The sequence below is a fragment of the Streptomyces ossamyceticus genome, assembly GCF_001418475.1.
GTDB classification, from domain to species: domain Bacteria; phylum Actinomycetota; class Actinomycetes; order Streptomycetales; family Streptomycetaceae; genus Streptomyces; species Streptomyces ossamyceticus.
In genome coordinates this window covers 1-21,532 of record NZ_LIQX01000041.1, presented here as the reverse complement: position 1 = coordinate 21,532, position 21,532 = coordinate 1, and the positions used below count along the sequence as shown (strand labels likewise).

At 71.7% G+C, this 21,532-nt stretch carries 17 protein-coding genes and 1 riboswitch; of the genes, 9 read left to right on the top strand and 8 right to left on the bottom strand.

What is annotated here, in order from left to right:
• Nucleotides 1-2: 2 nt before the first annotated feature.
• Nucleotides 3-530 carry a DUF485 domain-containing protein gene (locus AOK15_RS03940; RefSeq protein ID WP_240508292.1) on the top strand — a complete coding sequence of 176 codons (528 nt, stop codon included), beginning with the start codon at nt 3-5 and terminating at the stop codon, nt 528-530.
• Entirely contained in the window at nt 527-2,119 is a 1,593-nt protein-coding gene (locus AOK15_RS03935) for a solute symporter family protein (protein WP_055512768.1), read from the top strand. The genes AOK15_RS03940 and AOK15_RS03935 overlap by 4 nt, the downstream gene beginning before the upstream one ends.
• A gap of 72 nt (nt 2,120-2,191) precedes the next feature.
• Here AOK15_RS03935 and AOK15_RS03930 read toward each other — a convergent pair whose 3' ends face one another.
• The 4 genes from AOK15_RS03930 to AOK15_RS03915 all read right to left on the bottom strand — a co-directional run bounded on the left by AOK15_RS03930 (nt 2,192) and on the right by AOK15_RS03915 (nt 7,159).
• The gene (locus tag AOK15_RS03930; RefSeq protein ID WP_055512766.1) at nt 2,192-2,872 is read right to left on the bottom strand and encodes a response regulator; all 681 of its coding nucleotides are present in this window, start codon (nt 2,870-2,872) and stop codon (nt 2,192-2,194) included.
• Nucleotides 2,869-4,638: an ATP-binding protein gene (locus AOK15_RS03925; protein WP_079058291.1), complete on the bottom strand. Its 1,770-nt coding sequence runs from the start codon at nt 4,636-4,638 to the stop codon at nt 2,869-2,871. The genes AOK15_RS03930 and AOK15_RS03925 overlap by 4 nt, the downstream gene beginning before the upstream one ends.
• Nucleotides 4,639-4,753: 115 nt before the next feature.
• The gene (locus AOK15_RS03920; RefSeq protein ID WP_055512763.1) at nt 4,754-5,692 is read right to left on the bottom strand and encodes a sucrase ferredoxin; all 939 of its coding nucleotides are present in this window, start codon (nt 5,690-5,692) and stop codon (nt 4,754-4,756) included.
• A gap of 186 nt (nt 5,693-5,878) precedes the next feature.
• Nucleotides 5,879-7,159, bottom strand: a complete 1,281-nt coding sequence (locus AOK15_RS03915) for a citrate synthase (protein ID WP_055512761.1) — start codon at nt 7,157-7,159, stop codon at nt 5,879-5,881.
• Nucleotides 7,160-7,256: 97 nt separating this feature from the next.
• Between AOK15_RS03915 and AOK15_RS03910 the strand changes: the two genes are divergently transcribed.
• Nucleotides 7,257-8,423, top strand: coding sequence for a citrate synthase/methylcitrate synthase (locus AOK15_RS03910; RefSeq protein ID WP_055512759.1), 1,167 nt, complete (start codon nt 7,257-7,259; stop codon nt 8,421-8,423).
• A gap of 92 nt (nt 8,424-8,515) precedes the next feature.
• Here the strand turns inward: AOK15_RS03910 and AOK15_RS03905 are convergent, their stop codons facing one another.
• The gene (locus AOK15_RS03905) at nt 8,516-8,752 is read right to left on the bottom strand and encodes a hypothetical protein (protein ID WP_055512757.1); all 237 of its coding nucleotides are present in this window, start codon (nt 8,750-8,752) and stop codon (nt 8,516-8,518) included.
• 255 nt (nt 8,753-9,007) lie between these two features.
• Complete coding sequence (locus tag AOK15_RS03900; RefSeq protein ID WP_055512755.1) at nt 9,008-9,523, bottom strand: DUF6082 family protein; 516 nt, start codon at nt 9,521-9,523, stop codon at nt 9,008-9,010.
• Between the two features lie 373 nt (nt 9,524-9,896).
• Between AOK15_RS03900 and AOK15_RS03895 the strand changes: the two genes are divergently transcribed.
• Nucleotides 9,897-11,081, top strand: coding sequence for a CobW family GTP-binding protein (locus tag AOK15_RS03895; RefSeq protein WP_055512753.1), 1,185 nt, complete (start codon nt 9,897-9,899; stop codon nt 11,079-11,081).
• Between the two features lie 215 nt (nt 11,082-11,296).
• Here AOK15_RS03895 and AOK15_RS03890 read toward each other — a convergent pair whose 3' ends face one another.
• The gene (locus tag AOK15_RS03890) at nt 11,297-13,753 is read right to left on the bottom strand and encodes a DNA gyrase/topoisomerase IV subunit A (protein WP_055512751.1); all 2,457 of its coding nucleotides are present in this window, start codon (nt 13,751-13,753) and stop codon (nt 11,297-11,299) included.
• Nucleotides 13,754-14,094: 341 nt separating this feature from the next.
• Between AOK15_RS03890 and AOK15_RS03885 the strand changes: the two genes are divergently transcribed.
• The 4 genes from AOK15_RS03885 to AOK15_RS03870 all read left to right on the top strand — a co-directional run bounded on the left by AOK15_RS03885 (nt 14,095) and on the right by AOK15_RS03870 (nt 18,934).
• Nucleotides 14,095-15,483: a M16 family metallopeptidase gene (locus AOK15_RS03885; RefSeq protein ID WP_079058290.1), complete on the top strand. Its 1,389-nt coding sequence runs from the start codon at nt 14,095-14,097 to the stop codon at nt 15,481-15,483.
• Nucleotides 15,480-16,868 (top strand): M16 family metallopeptidase, encoded by a 1,389-nt coding sequence (locus AOK15_RS03880; protein WP_055512749.1) that lies wholly within the window; start codon nt 15,480-15,482, stop codon nt 16,866-16,868. Before AOK15_RS03885 ends, AOK15_RS03880 begins: the two co-directional genes overlap by 4 nt.
• 202 nt (nt 16,869-17,070) lie before the next feature.
• A riboswitch (cyclic di-AMP (ydaO/yuaA leader) is annotated at nt 17,071-17,245 on the top strand.
• 12 nt (nt 17,246-17,257) lie between these two features.
• Nucleotides 17,258-18,043 (top strand): M23 family metallopeptidase, encoded by a 786-nt coding sequence (locus AOK15_RS03875; RefSeq protein ID WP_055512747.1) that lies wholly within the window; start codon nt 17,258-17,260, stop codon nt 18,041-18,043.
• 186 nt (nt 18,044-18,229) lie between these two features.
• Nucleotides 18,230-18,934: a GntR family transcriptional regulator gene (locus AOK15_RS03870; protein WP_055512745.1), complete on the top strand. Its 705-nt coding sequence runs from the start codon at nt 18,230-18,232 to the stop codon at nt 18,932-18,934.
• A 190-nt stretch (nt 18,935-19,124) separates the two neighbouring features.
• Here the strand turns inward: AOK15_RS03870 and AOK15_RS03865 are convergent, their stop codons facing one another.
• Complete coding sequence (locus tag AOK15_RS03865) at nt 19,125-19,406, bottom strand: HPr family phosphocarrier protein (RefSeq protein ID WP_007385204.1); 282 nt, start codon at nt 19,404-19,406, stop codon at nt 19,125-19,127.
• A 182-nt stretch (nt 19,407-19,588) separates the two neighbouring features.
• Between AOK15_RS03865 and AOK15_RS03860 the strand changes: the two genes are divergently transcribed.
• A partial coding sequence (locus AOK15_RS03860) for a GNAT family N-acetyltransferase (RefSeq protein WP_055512743.1) occupies nt 19,589-21,532 on the top strand: 1,944 nt, incomplete at its 3' end.

The window sequence follows — 21,532 nt, the reverse complement described above, 5'->3', positions numbered from 1 at the left end:
GCATGCAGTCAAGTACCGGCCGGTCCCGCCGTCGCGCGGGTGGTTCCGAGAGTGCGGTCGTGGGGCAAGGGGCGGCCCCGGCGGACGTGCGGTTCGATGATCCCTGGTATGACGCGCTGGCCTCCGGCTGGGGAGAGGTGGACGGCACGGGAGGGGTGCCGCCCGTCGTGCCGCCCGCTCGGGAGGAGGGGCGGGCCGCGGGCGATGTGTATGTGGAGGTGCAGCGCAGCGCCGCCTTCCAGGAGGTCCGTCGCCGGTACCGAAGATTCGTGATCCCGGGAGTCGCGATCTTCTTCAGCTGGTACGTGGGATACGTGGTCACCGCCACCACCGCGCCGGGGCTGATGGCACGACCCGTGGCGGGCGCGGTCAACGTGGCGATGCTGGCGGGGCTCGGACAGTTCCTGACGACCTTCCTGTTCACCTGGGCCTATGCGCGCCACGCACGGCTGCGTCGGGACCGGGCGGCGCTCGATCTGCGGTGGGACACACAGGAGTTGACGCGCGGCATCGCAGGGGGCGAGCGGTGACCGAGAACCATCAGACACTGGCCCTGCTGCTGTTCAGCGTGTTCATCGCGATCACCCTGGGTATCACGACCTGGGTCAGTCGCAACCGGCATGGTTCGGCGGAGGAGTTCTACGCCGGCGGCCGGTTGTTCTCGCCGATGGAGAATGGTTTTGCCATCGCGGGCGACTACATGTCCGCCGCGTCCTTCCTCGGTATCTCCGGCCTCATCGCGCTCTTCGGGTACGACGGACTGCTGTACTCGGTGGGCTTCCTGGTGGCCTGGCTCGTGGTGCTGTTCCTGGTGGCCGAACTGGTGCGCAACTGCGGGCGGTTCACGCTCGCCGACGTGGTCGTGGCACGGATGAGCGAGCGCCCGGTCCGGATCGCGGCGGGAACCTCCTCGGTCACCGTGTCCGTTCTGTACCTGGTGGCGCAGATGGTGGGCGCGGGCACCCTCGTCGCGCTGCTGCTGGGCGGCGAGGGCGAGGCGGCGCGTGCCTGGACGGTCATCGGCGTCGGCGCGCTCATGGTCGTCTATGTGTCGCTGGGAGGGATGCGGGCGACCACCTGGATTCAGATCGTGAAGGCGGTCCTGCTGATGGGCGGGGCGATCGCGCTGACCGTGCTCGTCCTGATGCGGTTCCACGGAGACTTCGACCAGCTGCTGCGGACGGCCGCGGAGCGCAGCGGACACGGGGCGGCCTTCCTCGCACCGGGGCTGAAGTACGGCGGTGACTGGACCGCCCGCCTCGACTTCATCAGCCTCGGGATCGCCCTGGTGCTGGGCACGGCCGGGCTGCCGCACATCCTGTCCCGCTTCTACACGGTGCCGACGGCCCGCGCCGCGCGCCGCTCGGTCGTGTGGTCGATCGGCCTCATCGGCGGCTTCTACCTGATGACGATCGTGCTGGGCTTCGGCGCGGCCGCGATCGTCGGCCCCGCGGCCGTTCGAGCCTCGAACGCGGCCGGCAACACGGCCGTTCCGCTCCTCGCGCTCGATCTGGGCGGCGGAGCGGGCTCCACCGGTGGGACGGTTCTGTTCGCGGTCGTCGCCGCCATCGCCTTCGCGACGATCCTCGCGGTCGTCGCCGGCATCACCCTCGCCTCGTCCGCGTCGGTCGCCCACGACCTGTACGCGTCCCTGCGGCGGCGACGCTCGAGGCCGTACAGCGAGGTGGCCGTCGCGCGTACCGCCGCCGCCGGGATCGGGGCCGTCGCCATCGCGCTCGGGCTGCTCGCCCGCGACCTCAATGTGGCCTTCCTCGTCGGGCTGGCCTTCGCCGTCGCCGCCTCGGCCAATCTGCCCGTGCTGCTGTACTCGCTGTTCTGGCGCGGCTTCACCACCCGCGGCGCCGTGTGGTCCGTGTACGGCGGACTCGTCCCGGCCGTGGTGCTGGTGCTGCTGTCGCCGGTGGTGTCCGGCAGCCCCGAATCCCTGTTCCCCGGCGTCGACTTCCAGTACTTCCCGCTGCAGAACCCGGGCCTCGTCTCGGTGCCTCTGGGCTTCCTCGCCGGCTGGCTGGGCACGGTCACCTCCGCCGAACCGGCCGATGAGGCGAAGCACGCGGAGACCGAGGTGCGGTCACTGACGGGCGCCGGGGCGGTCTGACGGCCTTCCAGGGGCGCCCGTCGGCGGCGTTTCACCGCGCGCGTCCTGGAGTGCTGTCAGGGGTGGGTGAGGTCAGGGGCGGGTCGCCCACTCGTAGCGGTGCTCCGGGCGGCCCGCGTCGCCGTACTTGAGGGTCAGGCGGGCGCGTCCGGTGCGCTCCAGGAGCTTCAGGTAGCGCTGGGCGGTCTGGCGGCTCAGGCCGGTCCGATCGGCGATCTCCTGGGCGGACAGCGGGCCCTCGGCGGTCATCAGGGCCCGGCGCACGACCTCGGTGGTGGTGGCCGAGTGCCCCTTGGGCAGGTCCGGCTCGCCGCCCGCCGAGAGCGCGCCGAAGATCCGGTCCACCTCCGCCTGCTCGGCCTCGCCACCGCCGTCCAGGGTGCGCCGCAGCTCCGCGTACGCCTCCAGCTTGGCCCGCAGCCCCGCGAACGCGAACGGCTTCACCAGGTACTGCAGGGCGCCCTGCCGCATCGCCGCCTGGACCGTCGAGACGTCACGTGCCGCCGTCACCATGATCACATCGGTTTGGTGGCCGCGCCGGCGCATCTCCTGGACGACCATGAGGCCCGTGTCGTCCGGGAGGTAGTGGTCCAGGAGGACGAGGTCCACCCGGGGCAGCTTCTCCAACTGCTCCAGTGCGTCGGCCGCGTTGTGCGCCACGCCCGCCACTCGGAAACCGGCGACCTTCTCGACGTAGGCGGCGTTCACCCGGGCGACCCGCAGGTCGTCGTCCACGACCAGGACCTCGATCATCGTGACTCCTTATCGGCGGCTGGGACGGCGTCCTCCGGCTCGTGCGCCGTACCCGGTCGCGCCTCACGGCCCGCCGTCGGCTCGTCGTGCGGGCCGGCTCCCTCGTCGGGTGCCGTAGACGTAAGCGCCGACGCGGACGATTGCGTCACCAGCCCCGGCTCCGCCAGCGCCTCCGGCAGGACGACCATGAACTCGGCGCCTCCGCCGTCCGCCTCGGTGACCCGGGCGCTGCCTCCCTGCCGTTCGGCGAGCCGACGCACCAGGGAGAGCCCGATACCGCGCTCGCGGTGGGCCGGGGGCGTCTTGGTGGACCAGCCCTCCGTGAAGATCAACTCACGCTGTTCGGGCGGGACTCCGGGGCCGGTGTCGCGGACCCGGAGGATCGCCGTACGTCCCTCGGCCCGCAACTCGACCTCCACGCGCGCGTGCGGGGTCCCCGCGACGGCGTCGAGGGCGTTGTCGACGAGGTTGCCGACGATGGTGACCAGTCCACGCGGATCGATCAGCCTGTCCGGCAGCGGGGTCCCGCCGGTGACCGTCAGGGCCACGCCACGCTCGGCCGCGACGGTCGCCTTGCCGACCAGTACCGCGGCGAGCAGCGGATCGTGGATCTTCTCGGTGACCTGCTCGGCGGTAGCGCGATGGTCGCCGACCACTTCACCGACGAAGTCCACGGCCTCGTCGTACATCTCCAGTTCGAGCAGGCCGAGGAGGGTGTGCATCCGGTTGGCGTGCTCGTGGTCCTGGGCGCGCAGGGCGTCGATCAGACCGCGCGTGGAGTCCAGTTCGCGGCCCAGCTGCTCCAGCTCGGTACGGTCCCGCAGGGTGGCCACGGCGCCGCCGTCGTCGGTCGGCATTCGGTTGGCGACCAGGACGCGTCGGCCGCGGACGGTGAGCAGATCGGTGCCGGTGACCCGGCCGGCCAGCACATCGGTCGTACGACCCGCGCCGAGCGCCTCGTCGAGCGACCGGCCCACCACCTCGTCGCCGAGGCCCAGGAGGCGCTGCGCCTCGTCGTTCAGGAGGCGCACGCGGCCCGCGCGGTCCAGGGCGACCACACCCTCCCGGATGCCGTGCAGCATCGCCTCGCGCTCCGCGAGGAGCCCCGCGATGTCAGAGAAGGCCAGGTCACGGGTCTGCCGATGGACCCGTCGGGAGATCAGATACGCCGCCAGCGCGCCGACCGCCATCGCCCCGCCCGCGTACGCGAGGAGCCCGGGAATGGCGTGGATCAACCGGGCGCGCACATTGTCGTACTCGATACCGACCGAGACGGCCCCGACGATCCTCCCGTCGGCGTCGCGCAGCGGCACCTTGCCCCGGGCGGATCGCCCCAGGGTGCCCGAGTCGATCTCCATGACCTCGTTCCCGGCGAGGGCGCGGCGCGGGTCGGTCGAGACGAGGCCGCCGATCTCGGTGGGGTCCGGGTGGGACCAGCGCACCCCGCGGTCGTCCATCACCACGACGTACTCGGCGCCGCTGGCCCTGCGGATCCGCTCGGCCTCGACCTGCACCGGCCCCTTCACGGACGGTTCGGTCGTGACCAGGTCCTCGGCGATCTGTGGCTGGGCCGCCGTGGTCTGGGCGATCGCGAGGGCGCGGCGCATCGCCTGGTCGTCCAGCTGGTCGCTGAGCGGTGCGAGGAACAGCCCGGTCGCGAGGACGGCGACACCGGCGGCGATCGCCACCTGCATCAGCAGGACCTGCGAGAACACCCGCCGCGGCATCCCGAGACGCAGGCGACGTGCGGGGGGAGTGGGGCTCATACCCCTGACGGTACGTGGACGGCGTGCGCCGCACGTAGAGGGGTGTGGCGGGTATCTCAAGGAGGCGCGGGGGCGTGGCCGGGGAGCGAAGGGTGGGCCGGGCGCGGGCCGGTCCCTAACCGGCGAGCGCCGTCGGTACCAGTTCGCGTACGGCCGTCACGTCCATCCGCGCCGGTGAGCCCAGGGGAGAGCCGCAGCTCTCGGGACGGGGCGGCTGGGCCGCCCCCTGGGAGACGGTGACGCTCCAGCGGCGGCCGTCGACGTGGGTGACGGTGACCTCCCAGTGAGGGGCGGCGCCGTCGGTGCGCAGGACGGTGAGGGCGTCGGCCGCGTCCTCGCCCGTCGCCGCGCGCACCGCCAGTTCCGCCGCCTGCCCGGGTCGCTCCCAGGCGGAGTTCCCGCGGCAGCCCTCGGTGACGATCCGCCCCGCCCGCGCGGCGTGGAGGACCTCCTTGACATGGTGGGCCTCGGCGCGGCCGTAGACGTAGCCGGAGGGCAGGACGAGGAGCGTGGGCGAGAAGCGGTGCCCACCGAGATGGGTGACCTCCCAGGTGCCCTCGACACCGGAGGCGGCCAGCTCGGCGGCGAGCGGTCGGCCGAGAAGGGCGCAGCAGCGGTCGCGTTTGCCGTTGGTGCACACGAGCGCGAGGGGCCGGCCGGTGTGGGGGCGGCCCTGAAGGACCGCATGGAAGGAGCGGGGGTCGCCTTCGCCGAGCGCGGCGAAGTCGAGGTCGAGCAGGCGCTCCGGGGCGGTCGTGGTGGCGCGGTGCAGCCAGACGTTCCCAGGGACCGTGTGCGCCACGTACACCTGGCGCTCATGGACCTCGCGGCAGTCGGCGTGGCGGCCCGGCCGCCGGATGAGCGCGACGCGGACGCCGGTGCCCTCGATGGCGGCCTCGAGGGCGCGGCCCAGCGCGGGGTCCAGGTGGCTCGATGTGAGCGCCTGGGCGCCCCAGGGACCCGGCTGTTCCAGCAGCAGCCATGTCCTCGCCGTGGCGGCGGTCCCCGCGAGAGGCTCGGCGAGGTGTCGGGACGCGGAGGTGCACGTACTCACAGAGGTGAGCCTAACCTGACTTCGGCCGCGCGGCCTCCGGGCGGGCCGAAGGGGTGGACACCGGCGCGGCGAGCGGTGCGTTCCGCGTGCCTCGGCGGTGGCCGTTCCGGCCGGTCGCTCCGGCCTCCGACTGGTCACTCCGGCAGGTCACTCGGGCTCGGGCAGGTCACTCCGACCTCCGGCAGGTCACTCCAGCAGTGGTTGCGGCGGTCGTACCCCCACGTACTGGCCGCTCGGGCGCATCCGCAGGGGGCGCTCGCCGTACTCCTCCAGCGCGTGGGCGATCCAGCCCGCGGTGCGGGCGACGGCGAAGATCGTCTCGCCGGCGGTCGGGGGCATGCCGCTGGAGGCCGTGAGGACTGCCAGGGCCAGGTCGACGTTGGCGTGCAGGGGGGTGTGCCGGGCGGCGGTCGACACGATGTCGCGGGCGGCCGCCAGGGCGGGGGCCGCATGGGGCATGTCGGCCAGGAGCGCGAACAGGGCACGCGCGCGGGGGTCCTCGCCCGTGTAGAGACGGTGGCCGAGACCGGGGATGCCGCGGCCGGAGCGCAGTTCCTCCGCGATCACCGGGACGGCGCTGCCGTGGTCCAGCACATCGGTGAGCAGCCGGTGGGCGAGGGCGCTGGCCGAACCGTGCAGCGGGCCCTCCAGGGCACCCAGCCCCGCGGAGACCGCCGCGTACGCGTGCGCGCGCGCCGAGGCGGCGACGCGGACCGCCAGGGTGGAGGCGGCGAGGTCGTGGTCGGCGAGCAGCCCGAGCGCGGTGTCCAGCGCCCGCAGGGCGGCTTCGTCGGGCGCGCGTCCGCTGAGCCGGGCCCAGAGGCGGTGGGCGAGCGGGCCGGCGTCGCGATGGCCGCGCGAGGACAGCGGGAGGGCGGCGACGAGCGTGGGGATGAGGGTGCGCGCGGTGCCGAGCACCGCCTCCTCGGAGAGGTCGAAGCGCAGGGGGTCGGCGGCCGCCGCCGCGACGGCCGCGACCCGCAGCCGGTCGACGGGGCCGCTGTGCTCCGGCAGCGCGTCGACCGCGCGGCGGGCGGCGGACACGGACGTCTTCGGCGCGGTGAAGGTCGCGCCGGGGCGCGGCTCGCCGGTCCACAGCCACTCGGCGACCTCTTCGTAGGAGTGGCGCGCGGCCAGTTCCGCCGCGTCGACGCCGCGGAAGTAGTAGTGATCGTGCTCGATGAGGGTCAGCCGGGTGCGGACGGACAGCTCGCCCCCGCCGGACGAGGCAGTGCCGCTCTCCCGCCGGTTGCGGCGCGCGAGTGCAGCGACCTCCTCGGCGTCGAAGGTGCTGCCCCGGCCCGCCGTGTCCCGGCGGCTGCTGAGCTGGCCGCGGCTCACATAGGCGTAGACGGTCTCCGGCTTCACTCCGAGCAGTTCGGCGGTCTCCCTCGTGCTGAGCCGTCGCCCCGGGAGGGCGGAGGTGTTCGCCGGGTTCGTCGATGCGCGCGCGCCTTGCTCCGTCATGGGCGTCACCGTATCCGTTGAGCATGACATTGATTCAATCAATATTGACAGAGATCGAGTCAAGCATGGACAGTCGAATCAAGTTCAAGGAGGAGACATGCAGATCACCAGGGCCGCGACCGCCTCCGTCGACGTGCCGCGAGGACTCGCGGGCGTCGTCGTCACCGACACCGAATTGGGTGACGTCAGGGGGCAGGAGGGCTTCTACCACTACCGCCAGTACTCCGCCGTCGAGCTCGCGCAGACCCGCGGCTTCGAGGATGTCTGGCACCTGATGATCGACGGCGAACTGCCGGATGCCGCGCGGCGGGCCGCGTTCGCCGCTGAGGTCGGTCCCCTGCGCCGGCTGCCCGACGACGTGCGGGTCACCCTGCCCGCCATCGCGGCGGCGAGCGCGCACTCGGGGCCGCTCTCCGGTCTGCGTACCGCGCTGTCGTTGCTCGGCGCCGCGAAGGGCTTTTGCCCGGTGTACGACCTCGACGAGGGCCGGCGCCGCGCGGACGCCCTCGCCGCCTCGGCGGCCGTACCGACGCTGCTCGCCGCGCTGTACCGGCTCGGGCAGGGGCTCGACCCGATCGAGCCCCGCGACGATCTGCCGTACGCCGCGAACTACTTGTACATGTTGACGGGCACGGAACCCGATCTCTGGGCTGCGCGGGCGATCGAGCAATACTTGATCTCAACCATTGACCACGGATTCAATGCGTCAACCTTCACCGCCCGCGTGATCGCCTCGACGGGCGCCGACGTCGCGGCCTGTCTGGTGGGTGCGGTGGGCGCGCTCTCGGGGCCCCTCCACGGGGGCGCCCCCAGCCGGGCGCTGGACACGCTCGACGCGATCGGCACCCCGGACCGCATCGACGCGTGGATCCGGGAACGCGTCCTCGCCGGCGACCGCATCATGGGTTTCGGCCACCCCGTGTACCGCACTGAGGACCCCCGCTCCCGCATGCTGCGCGGCATCGCGCAGCAGTTCGGCGGACCGCGCGTCGCCTTCGCGACGGAGGTCGAGCGGCAGGTGGAGGCCATCCTCGCCGAACTGAAGCCGGGCCGTGAGCTGCACACCAATGTCGAGTTCTACGCGGGCGTCGTCATGGAGCTGTGCGGGTTGCCCCGCGAGATGTTCACCCCGACCTTCGCCGCCGCCCGCGTCGTCGGCTGGAGCGCCAACATCCTCGAACAGGCCCAGGACTCGAAGATCATCCGTCCGGCGGCACGCTATGTGGGACCGGTTCCCCCGGCGGCCGTACCGCTGGTCGCCTGACATTCCCCGTTCCCGTTTCACGGACGAAGCCCGGCACCACGGGGGAGGTGCCGGGCTCGTGCGACGCGCTCCGTCATATGAGCACGGTCGTCTCACGCATCGGGGATGTCGGCTTTGGCGCGGACCAGGGTCTCGCGCGAGATGATCACGATGCGTTCGTAGGGGGCGCGCGCCGCGTCGGGCGGCAGCTCACCGTCGAGGTCGGCGGTGGCTTCGGTGCCGATGACGGCGAAGTTGCCGTCGCTGAGTTCGAAGATGTCGGGGCAGGTCTGGCCCGTGGCGCTGCCGCGCTCCCTGGGCGAGGCGCCAACTCGACGCACGATCTTCAAGTCCGGTCCTAGAGGCATTGAGCGAGAGGGGCCTCAGCCGGGGCGCTGCGCGAGTGGATGACCCATGGTGCGTCCGGTCGGTTCATGAGCGGGCCCACGGATGCTCATGAACGGGCTGCTGCCTCGGGTGGGGATCTGCAGCCCTACGCCGCACATGCAAGGACCTGAGCAGGAGGTTCTTCCCGAGCAGGATGCGGAGAGATTACCGGTCCGGATGTCCCAACGTCTCGCCGCTTGACGGGACTTGAGAGTGAATCACTCGTCCGGCGGTTGCCCTGTGACCCACCACTCGTCTCCGTCGTCGGGGTCCTCGACCAGATGGTTCATCTCCTCGACGAGACCGTTCATCATGTCGCCCAGCGCCGCCTCCTCCGACGCGTCGGGCAGGCTGTCCCGGTGGTGACGCGTGGCCGCCCAGTACTCCCGGAAGATCGTGTTGCGCGCCATCACCCGCAGGTGCCCGTACAGCTCGCCCAGGCTGAGCGCACCGATGCGGTGGTAGTAGAGGGCGTTGACGTACAGGGCGTTCGCGAAGAGGTACTGGCGCTGCCGCTCCGGCGGGACATCGGTCTCGTAGGTGTCGAGCACGGCTGCCAGGGCCGGGTCCGCCATGGCCTTGCACAGCAGGTCGAAGTGGAGCCGGTGCTGTTCGGCGAGCGCGGCGTGCCTGCGCTGTCGGGCGCCTCTCTCCGTCAGGGCCTGCGCGGCCGAGGCGAGCCGGTCCCGGGCGGCGGAGCCCAGCCTCCGTATCCCAAAGTTCTGTGTGGCCATGTCAACCCCCGGTTCAGGCGTCCATCCGCCGGTCGTCGGACACGGGTCGACAGGATGGGGACCGGCGAGCGGTGGGCGGCGCGCTTGCCGTCTCCCAGTGTCGCCGAGCGGCCCTGGTCGGCTGGGAGGCGGAGAGGAGGCGCACGGAAGGATGTGCGGGTGTCAGAAACCGGCGCCATGCACATCGTGTGCCCCGCGGGCGCCGCTGACAATCGTTCCCTTCGTGTGGGCCGTGTGCCCACTCGTATCCTGGGGCAGCAGTACAAAGCCGTACGGGAGCTGCGGTGTTCCGGCGAACGCCGGTCCGTGAGCCGTCCCGGTACGGCGGCCGGCCGCGAGCCGGCGCACGCGACGGTGTGAGAGAGGGCGCGCGTTGAGCCAGTCGTCGAGTCCGGGCCCTGGGGGGCCGCAGCAGATCCCGGTAGTGGTCCTTGCCGGATTCCTGGGATCCGGCAAGACCACCCTCCTCAACCACCTCCTCCAACGCAGCGGCGGCACCCGCATCGGTGCCGTCGTCAACGACTTCGGGGCCATCGAGATCGACGCGATGGCGGTGGCCGGCGCCCTCGGCGACTCCACGGTGTCGCTGGGCAACGGGTGTCTGTGCTGTGCCGTCGACGCCGGCGAGCTGGATGTGTACCTGGAGCGGCTCGCCGACCCCGCCACCGGCATCGACGTCATCGTCATCGAGGCCAGCGGGCTCGCCGAGCCGCAGGAACTCGTGCGGATGGTGCTCGCCAGCGAGAATCCCCGGGTCGTGTACGGCGGATTGGTCGAGGTCGTCGACGCGGCCGAGTTCCTCGACACCAGGCAGCGGCACCCCGAGATCGACCGGCACCTCGCCATCGCCGACCTCGTCGTCGTCAACAAGGTCGACCGGGCCGAGGACGGCGAGCGTGTCCTCGCACTCGTCCGGTCGCTCAGCGAGGGCGCCGCCGTCGTGGCCGCGACGTACGGGCGCGTCGACCCCGCGTTCCTCTTCGACTGCCGCCCCAGCGAGGAACGTATCGGGCAGCTCTCCTTCGACGACCTCCACCGGCACGACGACCTCCACGGGAAGGACGGCGCCGACCCGCACGGCGGGGACGACGCCACCGGCGGCCACGGCGCCGACGCCCACGGTGAGGGCGGCGACACCCACGAGGATCACCTCGGGCATCTGCACACCGCGTACGACAGCGTCGCCTTCGTCTCCGACCTGCCGATGAACCCCCGGCGGCTGCTGGACTTCCTCGACAGCAGGTCGGACGGGCTGTACCGCATCAAGGGGTACGTCGACTTCGGGCCGCACGACACCCGCAACCGGTATGCCGTGCACGCGGTCGGGCGGTTCCTGCGGTTCTACCCCGAGCCGTGGGCGCCGGGCGACGAGCCGAGGCTCACCCAGCTCGTCCTCATCGGCACCGGTATCGACGCCGCCGCCCTCACCAAGGAGCTGGAGGCGTGCAAGGACGACGCCCCCCACGCCGACGAGCACAGCATGTGGGGCGTCCTGCGCTTCGTACCGGACAAGGAGCAGGAGACCGGCGAACCGGACCCCTCCTACGACACGCCCTGAAGCGACCGTCCCTGCGACGCCCTCCGGTGCGACCGTGGGGCCGCGACCTCCTCTGAAGTGACCGTGGAGCCGCGACCTCCTCCGGTGCGACCGTGGAGCCGCGACCCCCTCTGAAGTGACCGCTGGGCCGCGACACCCTTTGACGCAACGAGTCGGGCCGCGGCGCCCTCGGACGTCTTCCGTCCGAGGGTGCCGCGGCCCGCCGTCCGTCTAGATCAGAAGGGGCCCGCCACAAAGGCCACCGGCTTGCCCAGGGAGACGCCCGAGCCGTCGCGGCGCGGGTCCATCTCCGGCAGGTCGGCCGGAGTGCCGTTCTTCTGGGCGGCACGGGCCGGAGTCGGGCCCGCCCAGGCGAAGGACAGGCAGTCCTCGCCCTTCAGATACCGCTGGCAGCGGACACCGCCCGTGGCGCGGCCCTTGCGCGGGTACTGGTCGAACGGGGTGAGCTTGGCCGTGGTCTGGACGGAGTCGTCCAGCGTGCCGCGCGAGCCCGCCACCGTGAAGACCACCGCGTCCACGGCCGGGTCGACCGCCGTGAAGGAGATGACCTTCGCGCCCTCGGTGAGCTTGATGCCCGCCATACCGCCGGCCGGGCGGCCCTGCGGGCGGACCTGCGAGGCCTGGTAGCGCAGCAGCTGGGCGTCGTCCGTGATGAAGACCAGGTCCTCCTCGCCCGTGCGCAGCTCGATCGCGCCGACGATCCGGTCGCCCTCCTTGAGGGTGATGACCTCCAACTCCCCCTTGTTGGTGGGGTAGTCGGGCACCACCCGCTTGACCACACCCTGTTCGGTGCCGATGGCGAGGCCCGGCGACGACTCGTCGAGCGTCGTCAGACAGACCACCGTCTCGCCGTCCTGGAGGGACAGGAACTCCGCGAGCGGGGCGCCGCCCGCGAGGTTCGGGGCGGCCGCCGTGTCGGGCAGCTGGGGCAGGTCGATCACGTTCAGCCGCAGCAGACGGCCGGTGGACGTCACCGCGCCGATCTCGCCGCGGGCCGTCGCCGGGACCGCCGACACGATCACGTCGTGCTTGGTGCGCTTGGCGTCCGCGTCCGCCGCGAAGGGCTCGGCATGGGCCGTACGGGCGAGCAGCCCCGTCGAGGACAGCAGCACCCGGCACGGGTCGTCCGCGACCTGGAGCGGAACCGCCGCCACCGGGGCGCCCGACGACTCCAGCAGCACCGTACGGCGCTCGGTGCCGAACTTCTTCGCCACCGCGGCCAGTTCCCCGGAGACCAGCTTGCGCAGCTCGGCGTCCGACTCCAGGATGCGCGTCAGCTCCGCGATCTCCGCGTTGAGCCGGTCCTTCTCCGCCTCCAGCTCGATGCGGTCGTACTTGGTGAGCCGGCGCAGCGGGGTGTCGAGGATGTACTGCGTCTGGACGTCCGACAGGGAGAAGTGCTCCATCAGGCGCTCCTTGGCCTGCGCGGAATTCTCGCTGGAGCGGATCAGCCGGATGACCTCGTCGATGTCCAGCAGCGCCGTGAGCAGGCCCTCGACCAGGTGCAGCCGGTCGCGCTTCTTGCCGCGGCGGAACTCCGAGCGGCGGCGCACCACCTCGAAGCGGTGGTCGAGGTAGACCTCCAGGAGCTCCTTGAGACCCAGGGTGAGGGGCTGGCCGTCGACCAGCGCCACGTTGTTGATGCCGAAGGACTCCTCCATCGGCGTCAGCTTGTAGAGCTGCTCCAGGACCGCCTCCGGCACGAAGCCGTTCTTGATCTCGATCACGAGCCGCAGGCCGTGCTGGCGGTCTGTGAGGTCCTTGACGTCGGCGATGCCCTGGAGCTTCTTCGAGCCGACCAGGTCCTTGATCTTGGCGATCACCTTCTCGGGGCCGACGGTGAACGGCAGCTCCGTGACGATGAGGCCCTTGCGGCGCGCCGTCACGTTGTCCACGGCCACCGTGGCGCGGATCTTGAAGGTGCCGCGGCCCGTCTCGTACGCGTCCCTGACGCCGGTGAGTCCGACGATCCGCCCGCCCGTGGGCAGGTCGGGGCCCGGGACGTGCTTCATCAGGGCGTCCAGGTCCGCGTTCGGGTATCTGATCAGGTGGCGGGCGGCCGCGATGACCTCGCCCAGGTTGTGCGGCGGCATGTTGGTGGCCATACCGACGGCGATGCCCGAGGCGCCGTTGACCAGCAGGTTCGGGAAGGCGGCGGGCAGTGCGACCGGCTCCTGCTCCTGGCCGTCGTAGTTCGGGGCGAAGTCGACCGTGTTCTCCTCGATCGACTCCGTCATCAGGCTCGTCGCGGCGGCCTGACGGCACTCCGTGTACCGCATGGCCGCGGGCGGGTCGTCGTTGCCGAGGGAGCCGAAGTTGCCGTGGCCGTCGACCAGGGGGACCCGCATCGAGAAGGGCTGGGCCATGCGCACCAGGGCGTCGTAGATCGACGAGTCGCCGTGCGGGTGCAGCTTGCCCATGACCTCGCCGACCACGCGGGCGCACTTCACATAGCCGCGGTCGGGGCGCAGACCCATCTCGTTCATCTGGTAGACGATGCGGCGGTGCACCGGCTTCAGACCGTCACGGGCGTCGGGCAGGGCTCGGGAGTAGATGACCGAGTACGCGTACTCCAGGAAGGAGCCCTGCATCTCGTCGACGACGTCGATGTCGAGGATCCGCTCCTCGAACGCGTCGTCGGGCGGCGGGGTCTTCGTGCTGCGGCGGGCCATCGCTGCCGGCTCCTTGCTGCAAGTGAACGGACTCTGACGCGGACCATTGTGGACTGCCGCACTGACAACCCGGACACGACCCGGCATTCCCCGCCGGGGCGGGTGCCCGGCGCCGCCGTGTCAACCGCGTGCGCCGACCTTAACCACTGCCCGTCGGTGACCACCGGCGGTCCCGCTCCCGGCATCCGGGGTTCTCGCTCTCGGCGTAAGGCGTTCTCGCCGTCGGCGTACGCGTTACGGGAACTTCGCCGAGCGTCCGCACGCTTGCATACAGTGGCAGGACCGGCAGGACAACCGCGGTTCCAGCGACCGCGCTCGCCATCGAAGGGACGTACATGCCCATGGGTCACACGGCCACAGCCGAGGCAGGCTCCGAAGGCCTGACAGTGAAGGAGCACCGCCTGGACAACGGCCTGCGCGTGGTGCTCTCCGAGGACCACCTGACCCCGGTCGCCGCGGTGTGCCTCTGGTACGACGTCGGCTCCCGCCACGAGGTCGAGGGACGCACCGGCCTCGCCCACCTCTTCGAGCACCTGATGTTCCAGGGCTCCAAGCAGGTCTCGGGCAACGGCCACTTCGAGTTGGTCCAGGGCGCAGGCGGCTCGCTCAACGGCACCACCAGCTGGGAGCGCACCAACTACTTCGAGACGATGCCCGCCCACCAGCTGGAGCTCGCGCTGTGGCTGGAGGCCGACCGCATGGGCAGCCTGCTGTTCGCGCTCGACCAGAAGAACCTGGACAACCAGCGGGACGTCGTCAAGAACGAGCGCCGGCAGCGCTACGACAACGTGCCGTACGGCACCGCGTTCGAGCGGATCTTCCGGCTCGCATATCCGGAGGGCCACCCCTACCGGCACACCCCGATCGGCTCCATGGAGGACCTGGAGGCGGCCAGTCTGGAGGACGCCCGTCAGTTCTTCCGGACGTACTACGCCCCCAACAACGCGGTCCTCTCGATCGTCGGCGACATCGACCCGGAGCAGACCCTCGCCTGGGTCGAGAAGTACTTCGGCTCCATCCCGTCCTACGACGGCAAGCCGCAGCCGCGTGACGGCGGGCTGCCCGACGTCATCGGCGAGCAGCACCGCGAGGTCGTCGAGGAGAAGGTGCCCGCCCGTGCGCTGATGGCCGCCTACCGCCTCCCGGAGGACGGCACACGCGCGTGCGACGCGGCCGACCTGGCCCTCGCCATCCTCGGCGGAGGCGAGTCCTCCCGCCTCTACAACCGGCTCGTCCGCCGCGACCGCACGGCGGTGACCGCCGGGTTCGGTCTGCTGCGACTGGCCGGCTCCCCCTCCCTGGCCTGGATGGACGTCAAGACCTCCGGCGACGTCGAGGTGCCCGTCATCGAGGCCGCCGTCGACGAGGAGCTCGCCCGGTTCGCCGAGGAGGGCCCCACGGCCGAGGAGATGGAGCGCGCCCACGCCCAGTTGGAGCGCGAGTGGCTGGACCGGCTCGGCACGGTCGCGGGCCGCGCCGACGAACTGTGCCGCTTCGCGGTCCTGTTCGGCGACCCCAAGCTCGCCCTGACCGCCGTCGACCGGGTGCTCGACGTGACCGCCGAGGAGGTCCAGGAGGTCGCCAAGGCGCGCCTGCGGCCCGACAACCGCGCGGTGCTCGTCTACGAACCCGTCGACGACGACGCCGACGACGCGGCCGACGACGAGGCCGAGAGCGCGGCGACGGACGCCGACGCGACCACCGACGAGAACGAGGAGTCGGCGAAGTGACCGAGCTCGCGACCATGGACTTCCACCCGCAGCCCCAGGCCGGCGAGGCCAGGCCCTGGGCGTTCCCGGCACCCGAGCGCGGCACCCTGGACAACGGCCTGACGGTGCTCCGCTGCCACCGCCCCGGCCAGCAGGTCGTCGCCGTCGAGGTCCTCCTCGACGCCCCCCTGGACGCCGAGCCCGCCGGACTCGACGGCGTTGCCACGATCATGACGAGGGCCTTCTCCGAGGGCACCGACAAGCACTCCGCCGAGGAGTTCGCCGCCGAGCTGGAGCGCTGCGGCGCCACCCTCGACTCGCACGCCGACCACCCCGGCGTCCGCCTCTCCCTCGAAGTGCCCGTGTCGCGGCTCGGCAAGGCGCTCGGTCTGCTCGCCGACGCCCTGCGGGCCCCCGCGTTCGCGGACAGCGAGATCGAGCGGCTCGTGGCCAACCGGCTCGACGAGATCCCGCACGAGACCGCGAACCCGGGCCGCCGGGCCGCGAAGGAGCTCTCCAAGCAGCTGTTCCCGGCGGACTCCCGCATGTCCCGGCCTCGCCAGGGCACCGAGGAGACGGTGGCGAGCATCGACTCCGCTGCCGTACGCGCCTTCTACGAGCGGCACGTCCGCCCGGCGACGGCCACCGCCGTGATCGTCGGCGACCTCACCGGAGTCGACCTCGACGCGCTGCTCGGCGACACCCTGGGTGCCTGGACGGGCTCCCCGGCCAAGCCCCGCACCATGCCGGCGGTGAGCGCCGACGACACCGGGCGCGTCGTCATCGTCGACCGCCCCGGCGCCGTCCAGACGCAGCTGCTCATCGGCCGCGTCGGTGTCGACCGGCACGACCGGGTGTGGCCGGCCCAGGTGCTCGGCACCTACTGCCTCGGCGGCACCCTCACCTCCCGTCTGGACCGCGTCCTGCGTGAGGAGAAGGGCTACACCTACGGCGTGCGCGCGTTCGGCCAGGTGCTGCGCTCCGCGCCGGACGGCTCCGGTGTCTCGATGCTCGCCATCAGCGGTTCCGTGGACACACCGAACACCGGTCCGGCGCTCGACGACCTGTGGACGGTGCTGCGCACCCTCGCCGCCGGGGGCCTGACGGACGCCGAGCGGGACGTCGCCGTGCAGAACCTCGTCGGGGTCGCCCCCCTCAAGTTCGAGACGGCGGCGGCCGTGGCGAGCACGCTGGCCGACCAGGTCGAGCAGCATCTGCCGGACGACTACCAGTCGACGCTGTACCGACAGCTCGCCGCCACCGGCACCGTGGAGGCCACCGCGGCCGTCGTGAGCGCCTTCCCGGTGGACCGTCTGGTGACCGTCCTGGTCGGTGACGCCGCGCAGATCGAGGAGCCGGTCAGGGCCCTCGGGATCGGCGAAGTCACCGTCGTACCGGCCGAGTAGAGAAGGGCCGCGGACGAGCGGAACGAGAGGCCCCGGTGACGGAAGTGTCACCGGGGCCCCTGTTTGTCCGTATTGATGGCGGAGGTTGCCTGTCTGACCTGTGGCGTACGCCTCAAAACCCGTGATGCGTTTGTTATTTCGGAGGCGACCCGCTTAGCGTCGGTCCGGCTGTTCGCCAGCAGTTCGCCGCACCCGCGGCACCGGACAGTCATCGCCGAGTCCCCCCACGGCGCGAGCCAGGGGAGCCGGGGACCCAACCGCAGTCCCTGGGGTGAATCGGGTGCCCTTCGCGAGCTTCGCGAAACGAGGGGTGTCCGTAGGAGACCTTCCTGCTCCGAACCCGTCAGCTAACCCGGTAGGCGAGAGGGAAGGAAAGGATCAGCCACTCCATGGCGTTCACCCGCGCTCCCGGGAAGCACCGCCGTCCCGGCCGCGTGAAGCGCACGACCACGAGGACCGTGGGCGTCGCCGCTCTCACCACCACCGGTGTCGTCGGCACCGTCGCCGTCCCGGCGCTCGCCGCGGAGCCCGCCCCCGAGCAGACGGGGCTGAACCAGATCATCGTCCTCGGTGACACGGTCGCCGAGCAGGTCGACGCCCAGGCCGCCGCGCAGCAGCAGGCCGCCGAGGTGGCCGCCGTCAAGCAGCAGGCGCAGGAGGAGGCCCGCAAGGCCGCCGCCGAGAAGGCGAAGCAGGAGCGCGCCGCCGCCAAGGAGCGCGAGGAGATCAAGGCACGTGCCGCCCGCGCCGCCGAGCGCGAGCGCCTCAACACGTATGTCTCTCCCATCACCGGCTCCTACATCTCCACCGGCTACAAGGCCGGCGGCGCCGTCTGGTCCTCCGGCAGCCACACCGGTGTCGACTTCCACGCCGCCTCCGGCACGCCCGTCCATGCCGTGGGCGCCGGCACCGTCGTCGAGGCCGGCTGGGGCGGCGCGTACGGCAACAACGTCGTGATCAAGATGAACGACGGGACGTTCACCCAGTACGGCCACCTGTCGTCCATCGGCGTCTCCGTCGGCCAGACCGTCACCCCCGGCCAGCAGATCGGCCTCTCCGGGGCGACCGGCAACGTCACCGGCCCGCACCTGCACTTCGAGGCCCGCACGTCGGCCGAGTACGGCTCGGACATCGACCCCGTCGCGTACCTGCGCTCGCACGGTGTGAACGTCTGACGAAAGCTTCACCTTCAGGAGGCCCCGGCTCACCGAGCCGGGGCTTTCCTTGTTGTGGCGTACCCGCTGTCCAAAAAATATCCATGGATTCCGGACTGCCATCGGAAATTCCGGCCCGCTGCAATAGAGTCACCTGAACACGCGTCAATCAATGACGTTTCACGGGGATTAAGGCGGAGGTCGGTCATGCGTATTCCGGCGCACTCGGTATGCACGGCGATCCGTGATGACATCGTCGCGGGTGTCTACGAGCGGGGCAGCCGGCTCACCGAGGAACTGCTCGCCCGCCGGTACGGCGTGAGCCGCGTCCCCGTGCGCGAGGCGCTGCGCACGCTGGAGGCCGAGGGCTTCGTGGTGACGCGCCGGCACGCGGGCGCGTGCGTCGCCGAGCCGACCGAGCAGGAGGCCTCCGACCTGCTGGAGATGCGCATGCTGCTGGAGCCGCTGGGCGCCGCCCGTGCCGCCCAGCGCCGCACGGAGGCGCATCTGAAGGTCCTGCGCGGCCTGGTCAGGCTGGGCCAGGAGCGGGCCAGGCGGGGCAACAGCGAGGATCTGCGCTCGCTGGGCGGCTGGTTCCACGAGACGCTCGCCCAGGCCTCCGGGAGCCCCGCCCTGACCTCGACGCTCGCCCAGCTGCGGCACAAGATCGCCTGGATGTACGCGGTCGAGGCGCCGGCCAACCCCGTGGAGTCCTGGGCCGAGCACGGCGGCATCGTGGACGCCGTGGCCCGCGGCGACAGCGAGCGCGCGCGGACGATCACCGCTCTGCACACCGAGCGGGCGACCTCGGCGCATCGGCTGCGCTTTGCGGGTCGGCCCGCGGCGGCGGAGCGACCGGACCGTGTGAGGACTTCGCAACACCCCGTAAACACGCCGAGTCTGCGGCATTAACACGAGGGCCGTATACAAAGAAGGCGTGAATTCGAGGGGTGTTATTTCTGCTGCCCGCGGACGGATTTCCCGACGCCGCAGACTAATTCACCCGACCCCTCTGCCCTGCGAAATGCGAAGGGCTCGCCCGATAAATCGGACGAGCCCTTCTGTGCTGCCGCGAGCGGCCTTCAGGCCGGTGTCGCGTGGGTCAGACCGTCTCGGGGAGCTCTTCGAGCCCCTCGGCGACGAGCTTCGCCAGACGGTCGAGCGCGGCGTCCGCGCCCTCGGCGTCGGAGGCGAGGACGATCTCCTCGCCGCCCTGGGCGCCCAGGCCCAGGACCGCCAGCATGGAAGCGGCGTTGACGGGGTTGCCGTCGGCCTTGGCGATCGTCACGGGGATACCGGCGGCCGTGGCGGCCCGGACGAAGATGGAAGCGGGGCGGGCGTGGAGGCCCTCGGCCCAGCCGACGTTGACGCGGCGCTCAGCCATGTGATGCTGCCCTTCAGGTGTGTCTCGGGTACCTCGAAGAGGTCTAGACCGGGTTGTCTAGACCAGTTTCCCATATCGTGAAGCGACGCCGGAACGGGCCCACGGCCTGACCGCGCACCGGCTGTTGTGTTTCCCCAGACTGCCCCGCGCCGTTGTCGGACGCGAGCCGTACTCTGGGGCCCATGCAGACCTCGTCGGACCGGCATGAGTACCCCGCCCACTGGGAGGCCGACGTGGTGCTGCGCGACGGCGGCACCGCACGCATCCGGCCCATCACCGTTGATGACGCCGAGCGTCTGGTCAGCTTCTACGAGCAGGTCTCCGACGAGTCGAAGTACTACCGCTTCTTCGCGCCGTACCCTCGCCTGTCCGCCAAGGACGTCCACCGCTTCACGCACCACGACTTCGTGGATCGGGTGGGTCTCGCCGCCACCGTCGGCGGCGAGTTCATCGCCACCGTACGCTATGACCGCATCGGCGCCGACGGAATGCCCGCCTCGGCCCCGGCCGACGAGGCCGAGGTCGCCTTCCTCGTCCAGGACGCCCACCAGGGCCGCGGCGTCGCCTCCGCCCTCCTCGAACACATCGCCGCCGTCGCCCGTGAGCGCGGCATCCGGCGCTTCGCCGCCGAGGTGCTGCCCGCCAACTCCAAGATGATCAAGGTGTTCACCGACGCCGGGTACCAGCAGAAGCGCAGCTTCGAGGACGGCGTCGTACGCCTGGAGTTCGGCCTGGAGCCCACCGACCGTTCCGTCGCCGTGCAGCGCGCGCGGGAGCAGCGGGCCGAGGCCAGGTCGGTGCAGCGGCTCCTCGCCCCCGGCTCGGTGGCTGTGATCGGCGCCGGGCGCACACCGGGCGGAGTGGGCCGCAGCGTGCTCGCCAACCTCCGGGACGCGGGCTTCGCGGGCCGGCTCTACGCGGTGAACAAGGCCGTGCGGGACAAGGAGCTGGACGGCGTCCCGGCGTACCCCTCCGTCCGTGACATCGAGGACCCCGTCGACCTCGCCGTCGTGGCCGTCCCCGCCGCGCAGGTCCCCGAGGTCGTCGCCGAGTGCGGTGAACACGGTGTGCAGGGCCTCGTGGTGGTCTCCGCCGGGTACGCCGAGAGCGGCCCCGAGGGGCACGACCGCCAGCGTGAACTCGTCCGCATGGCACGCGCGTACGGCATGCGCATCATCGGGCCGAACGCGTTCGGCGTCATCAACACCGCCCCCGACGTACGGCTCAACGCCTCGCTCGCCCCGCAGATGCCGCGCTCCGGGCGCATCGGCCTCTTCGCCCAGTCCGGCGCCATCGGCATCGCGCTGCTGTCCCGGCTGCACCGGCGCGGGGGAGGGGTGACCGGCGTGACGGGCGTGTCCACGTTCGTGTCGTCCGGCAACCGGGCGGACGTCTCCGGCAACGACGTCATCCAGTACTGGTACGAGGACCCCGACACCGATGTCGTGCTGATGTACCTGGAGTCCATCGGCAACCCGCGCAAGTTCACCCGCCTCGCCCGGCGGACCGCCGCGGTGAAACCGCTCGTCGTCGTCCAGGGAGCACGCCATGGGGCGGCCCCGCAGGGGCACGCGGTGCGCGCCACGCGGCTGCCGCACGCCACGGTGTCCGCGGTGCTGCGGCAGGCGGGGGTGATCCGGGTCGACACGATCACGGAGCTGGTGGACGCGGGGCTGCTGCTGGCCCGGCAGCCGCTCCCGGCGGGCCCGCGCGTGGCGATCCTCGGCAACTCGGAGTCGTTGGGGCTGCTCACCTATGACGCGTGCCTCGCGGAAGGGCTCCGTCCGCTGCCGCCGGTCGATCTGACGACCGCCGCCTCGGCGGACGACTTCCACCGGGTGCTGTCGGACGCCCTGGCCGACGACGCGTGCGACGCGGTCGTCGTGACGGCCATACCGGCACTGGGGGAGACGTCCCCCGACGACGCGGCCCTCGCCGATGCGTTGCGCTCCGCGGCGGCGGCGACCCCCTCGAAGCCGGTGCTCGTCGTGCACGTCGAGCTGGGTGGACTCGCCGAGGCACTGTCGGCCGCGGCGAGCACCGCACCCCAGGCCGGCGACCGGACCCCTGCCGCCACGAACGGTGTCACACAGCCCCCGGTAGTCCCCGCCGCCCCACCCCAGGGG

Coding starts and splice junctions, on each gene's coding strand:
- AOK15_RS03940 (WP_240508292.1), top strand. CDS start 3: ATGCAGTCAAGTACCGGCCGGTCCCGCCGTCGCGCGGGTGGTTCCGAG.
- AOK15_RS03930 (WP_055512766.1), bottom strand. CDS start 2,872: ATGATCGAGGTCCTGGTCGTGGACGACGACCTGCGGGTCGCCCGGGTG.
- AOK15_RS03925 (WP_079058291.1), bottom strand. CDS start 4,638: ATGAGCCCCACTCCCCCCGCACGTCGCCTGCGTCTCGGGATGCCGCGG.
- AOK15_RS03915 (WP_055512761.1), bottom strand. CDS start 7,159: ATGACGGAGCAAGGCGCGCGCGCATCGACGAACCCGGCGAACACCTCC.
- AOK15_RS03910 (WP_055512759.1), top strand. CDS start 7,257: ATGCAGATCACCAGGGCCGCGACCGCCTCCGTCGACGTGCCGCGAGGA.
- AOK15_RS03900 (WP_055512755.1), bottom strand. CDS start 9,523: ATGGCCACACAGAACTTTGGGATACGGAGGCTGGGCTCCGCCGCCCGG.
- AOK15_RS03890 (WP_055512751.1), bottom strand. CDS start 13,753: ATGGCCCGCCGCAGCACGAAGACCCCGCCGCCCGACGACGCGTTCGAG.
- AOK15_RS03885 (WP_079058290.1), top strand. CDS start 14,095: ATGGGTCACACGGCCACAGCCGAGGCAGGCTCCGAAGGCCTGACAGTG.
- AOK15_RS03875 (WP_055512747.1), top strand. CDS start 17,258: ATGGCGTTCACCCGCGCTCCCGGGAAGCACCGCCGTCCCGGCCGCGTG.
- AOK15_RS03870 (WP_055512745.1), top strand. CDS start 18,230: ATGCGTATTCCGGCGCACTCGGTATGCACGGCGATCCGTGATGACATC.
- AOK15_RS03865 (WP_007385204.1), bottom strand. CDS start 19,406: ATGGCTGAGCGCCGCGTCAACGTCGGCTGGGCCGAGGGCCTCCACGCC.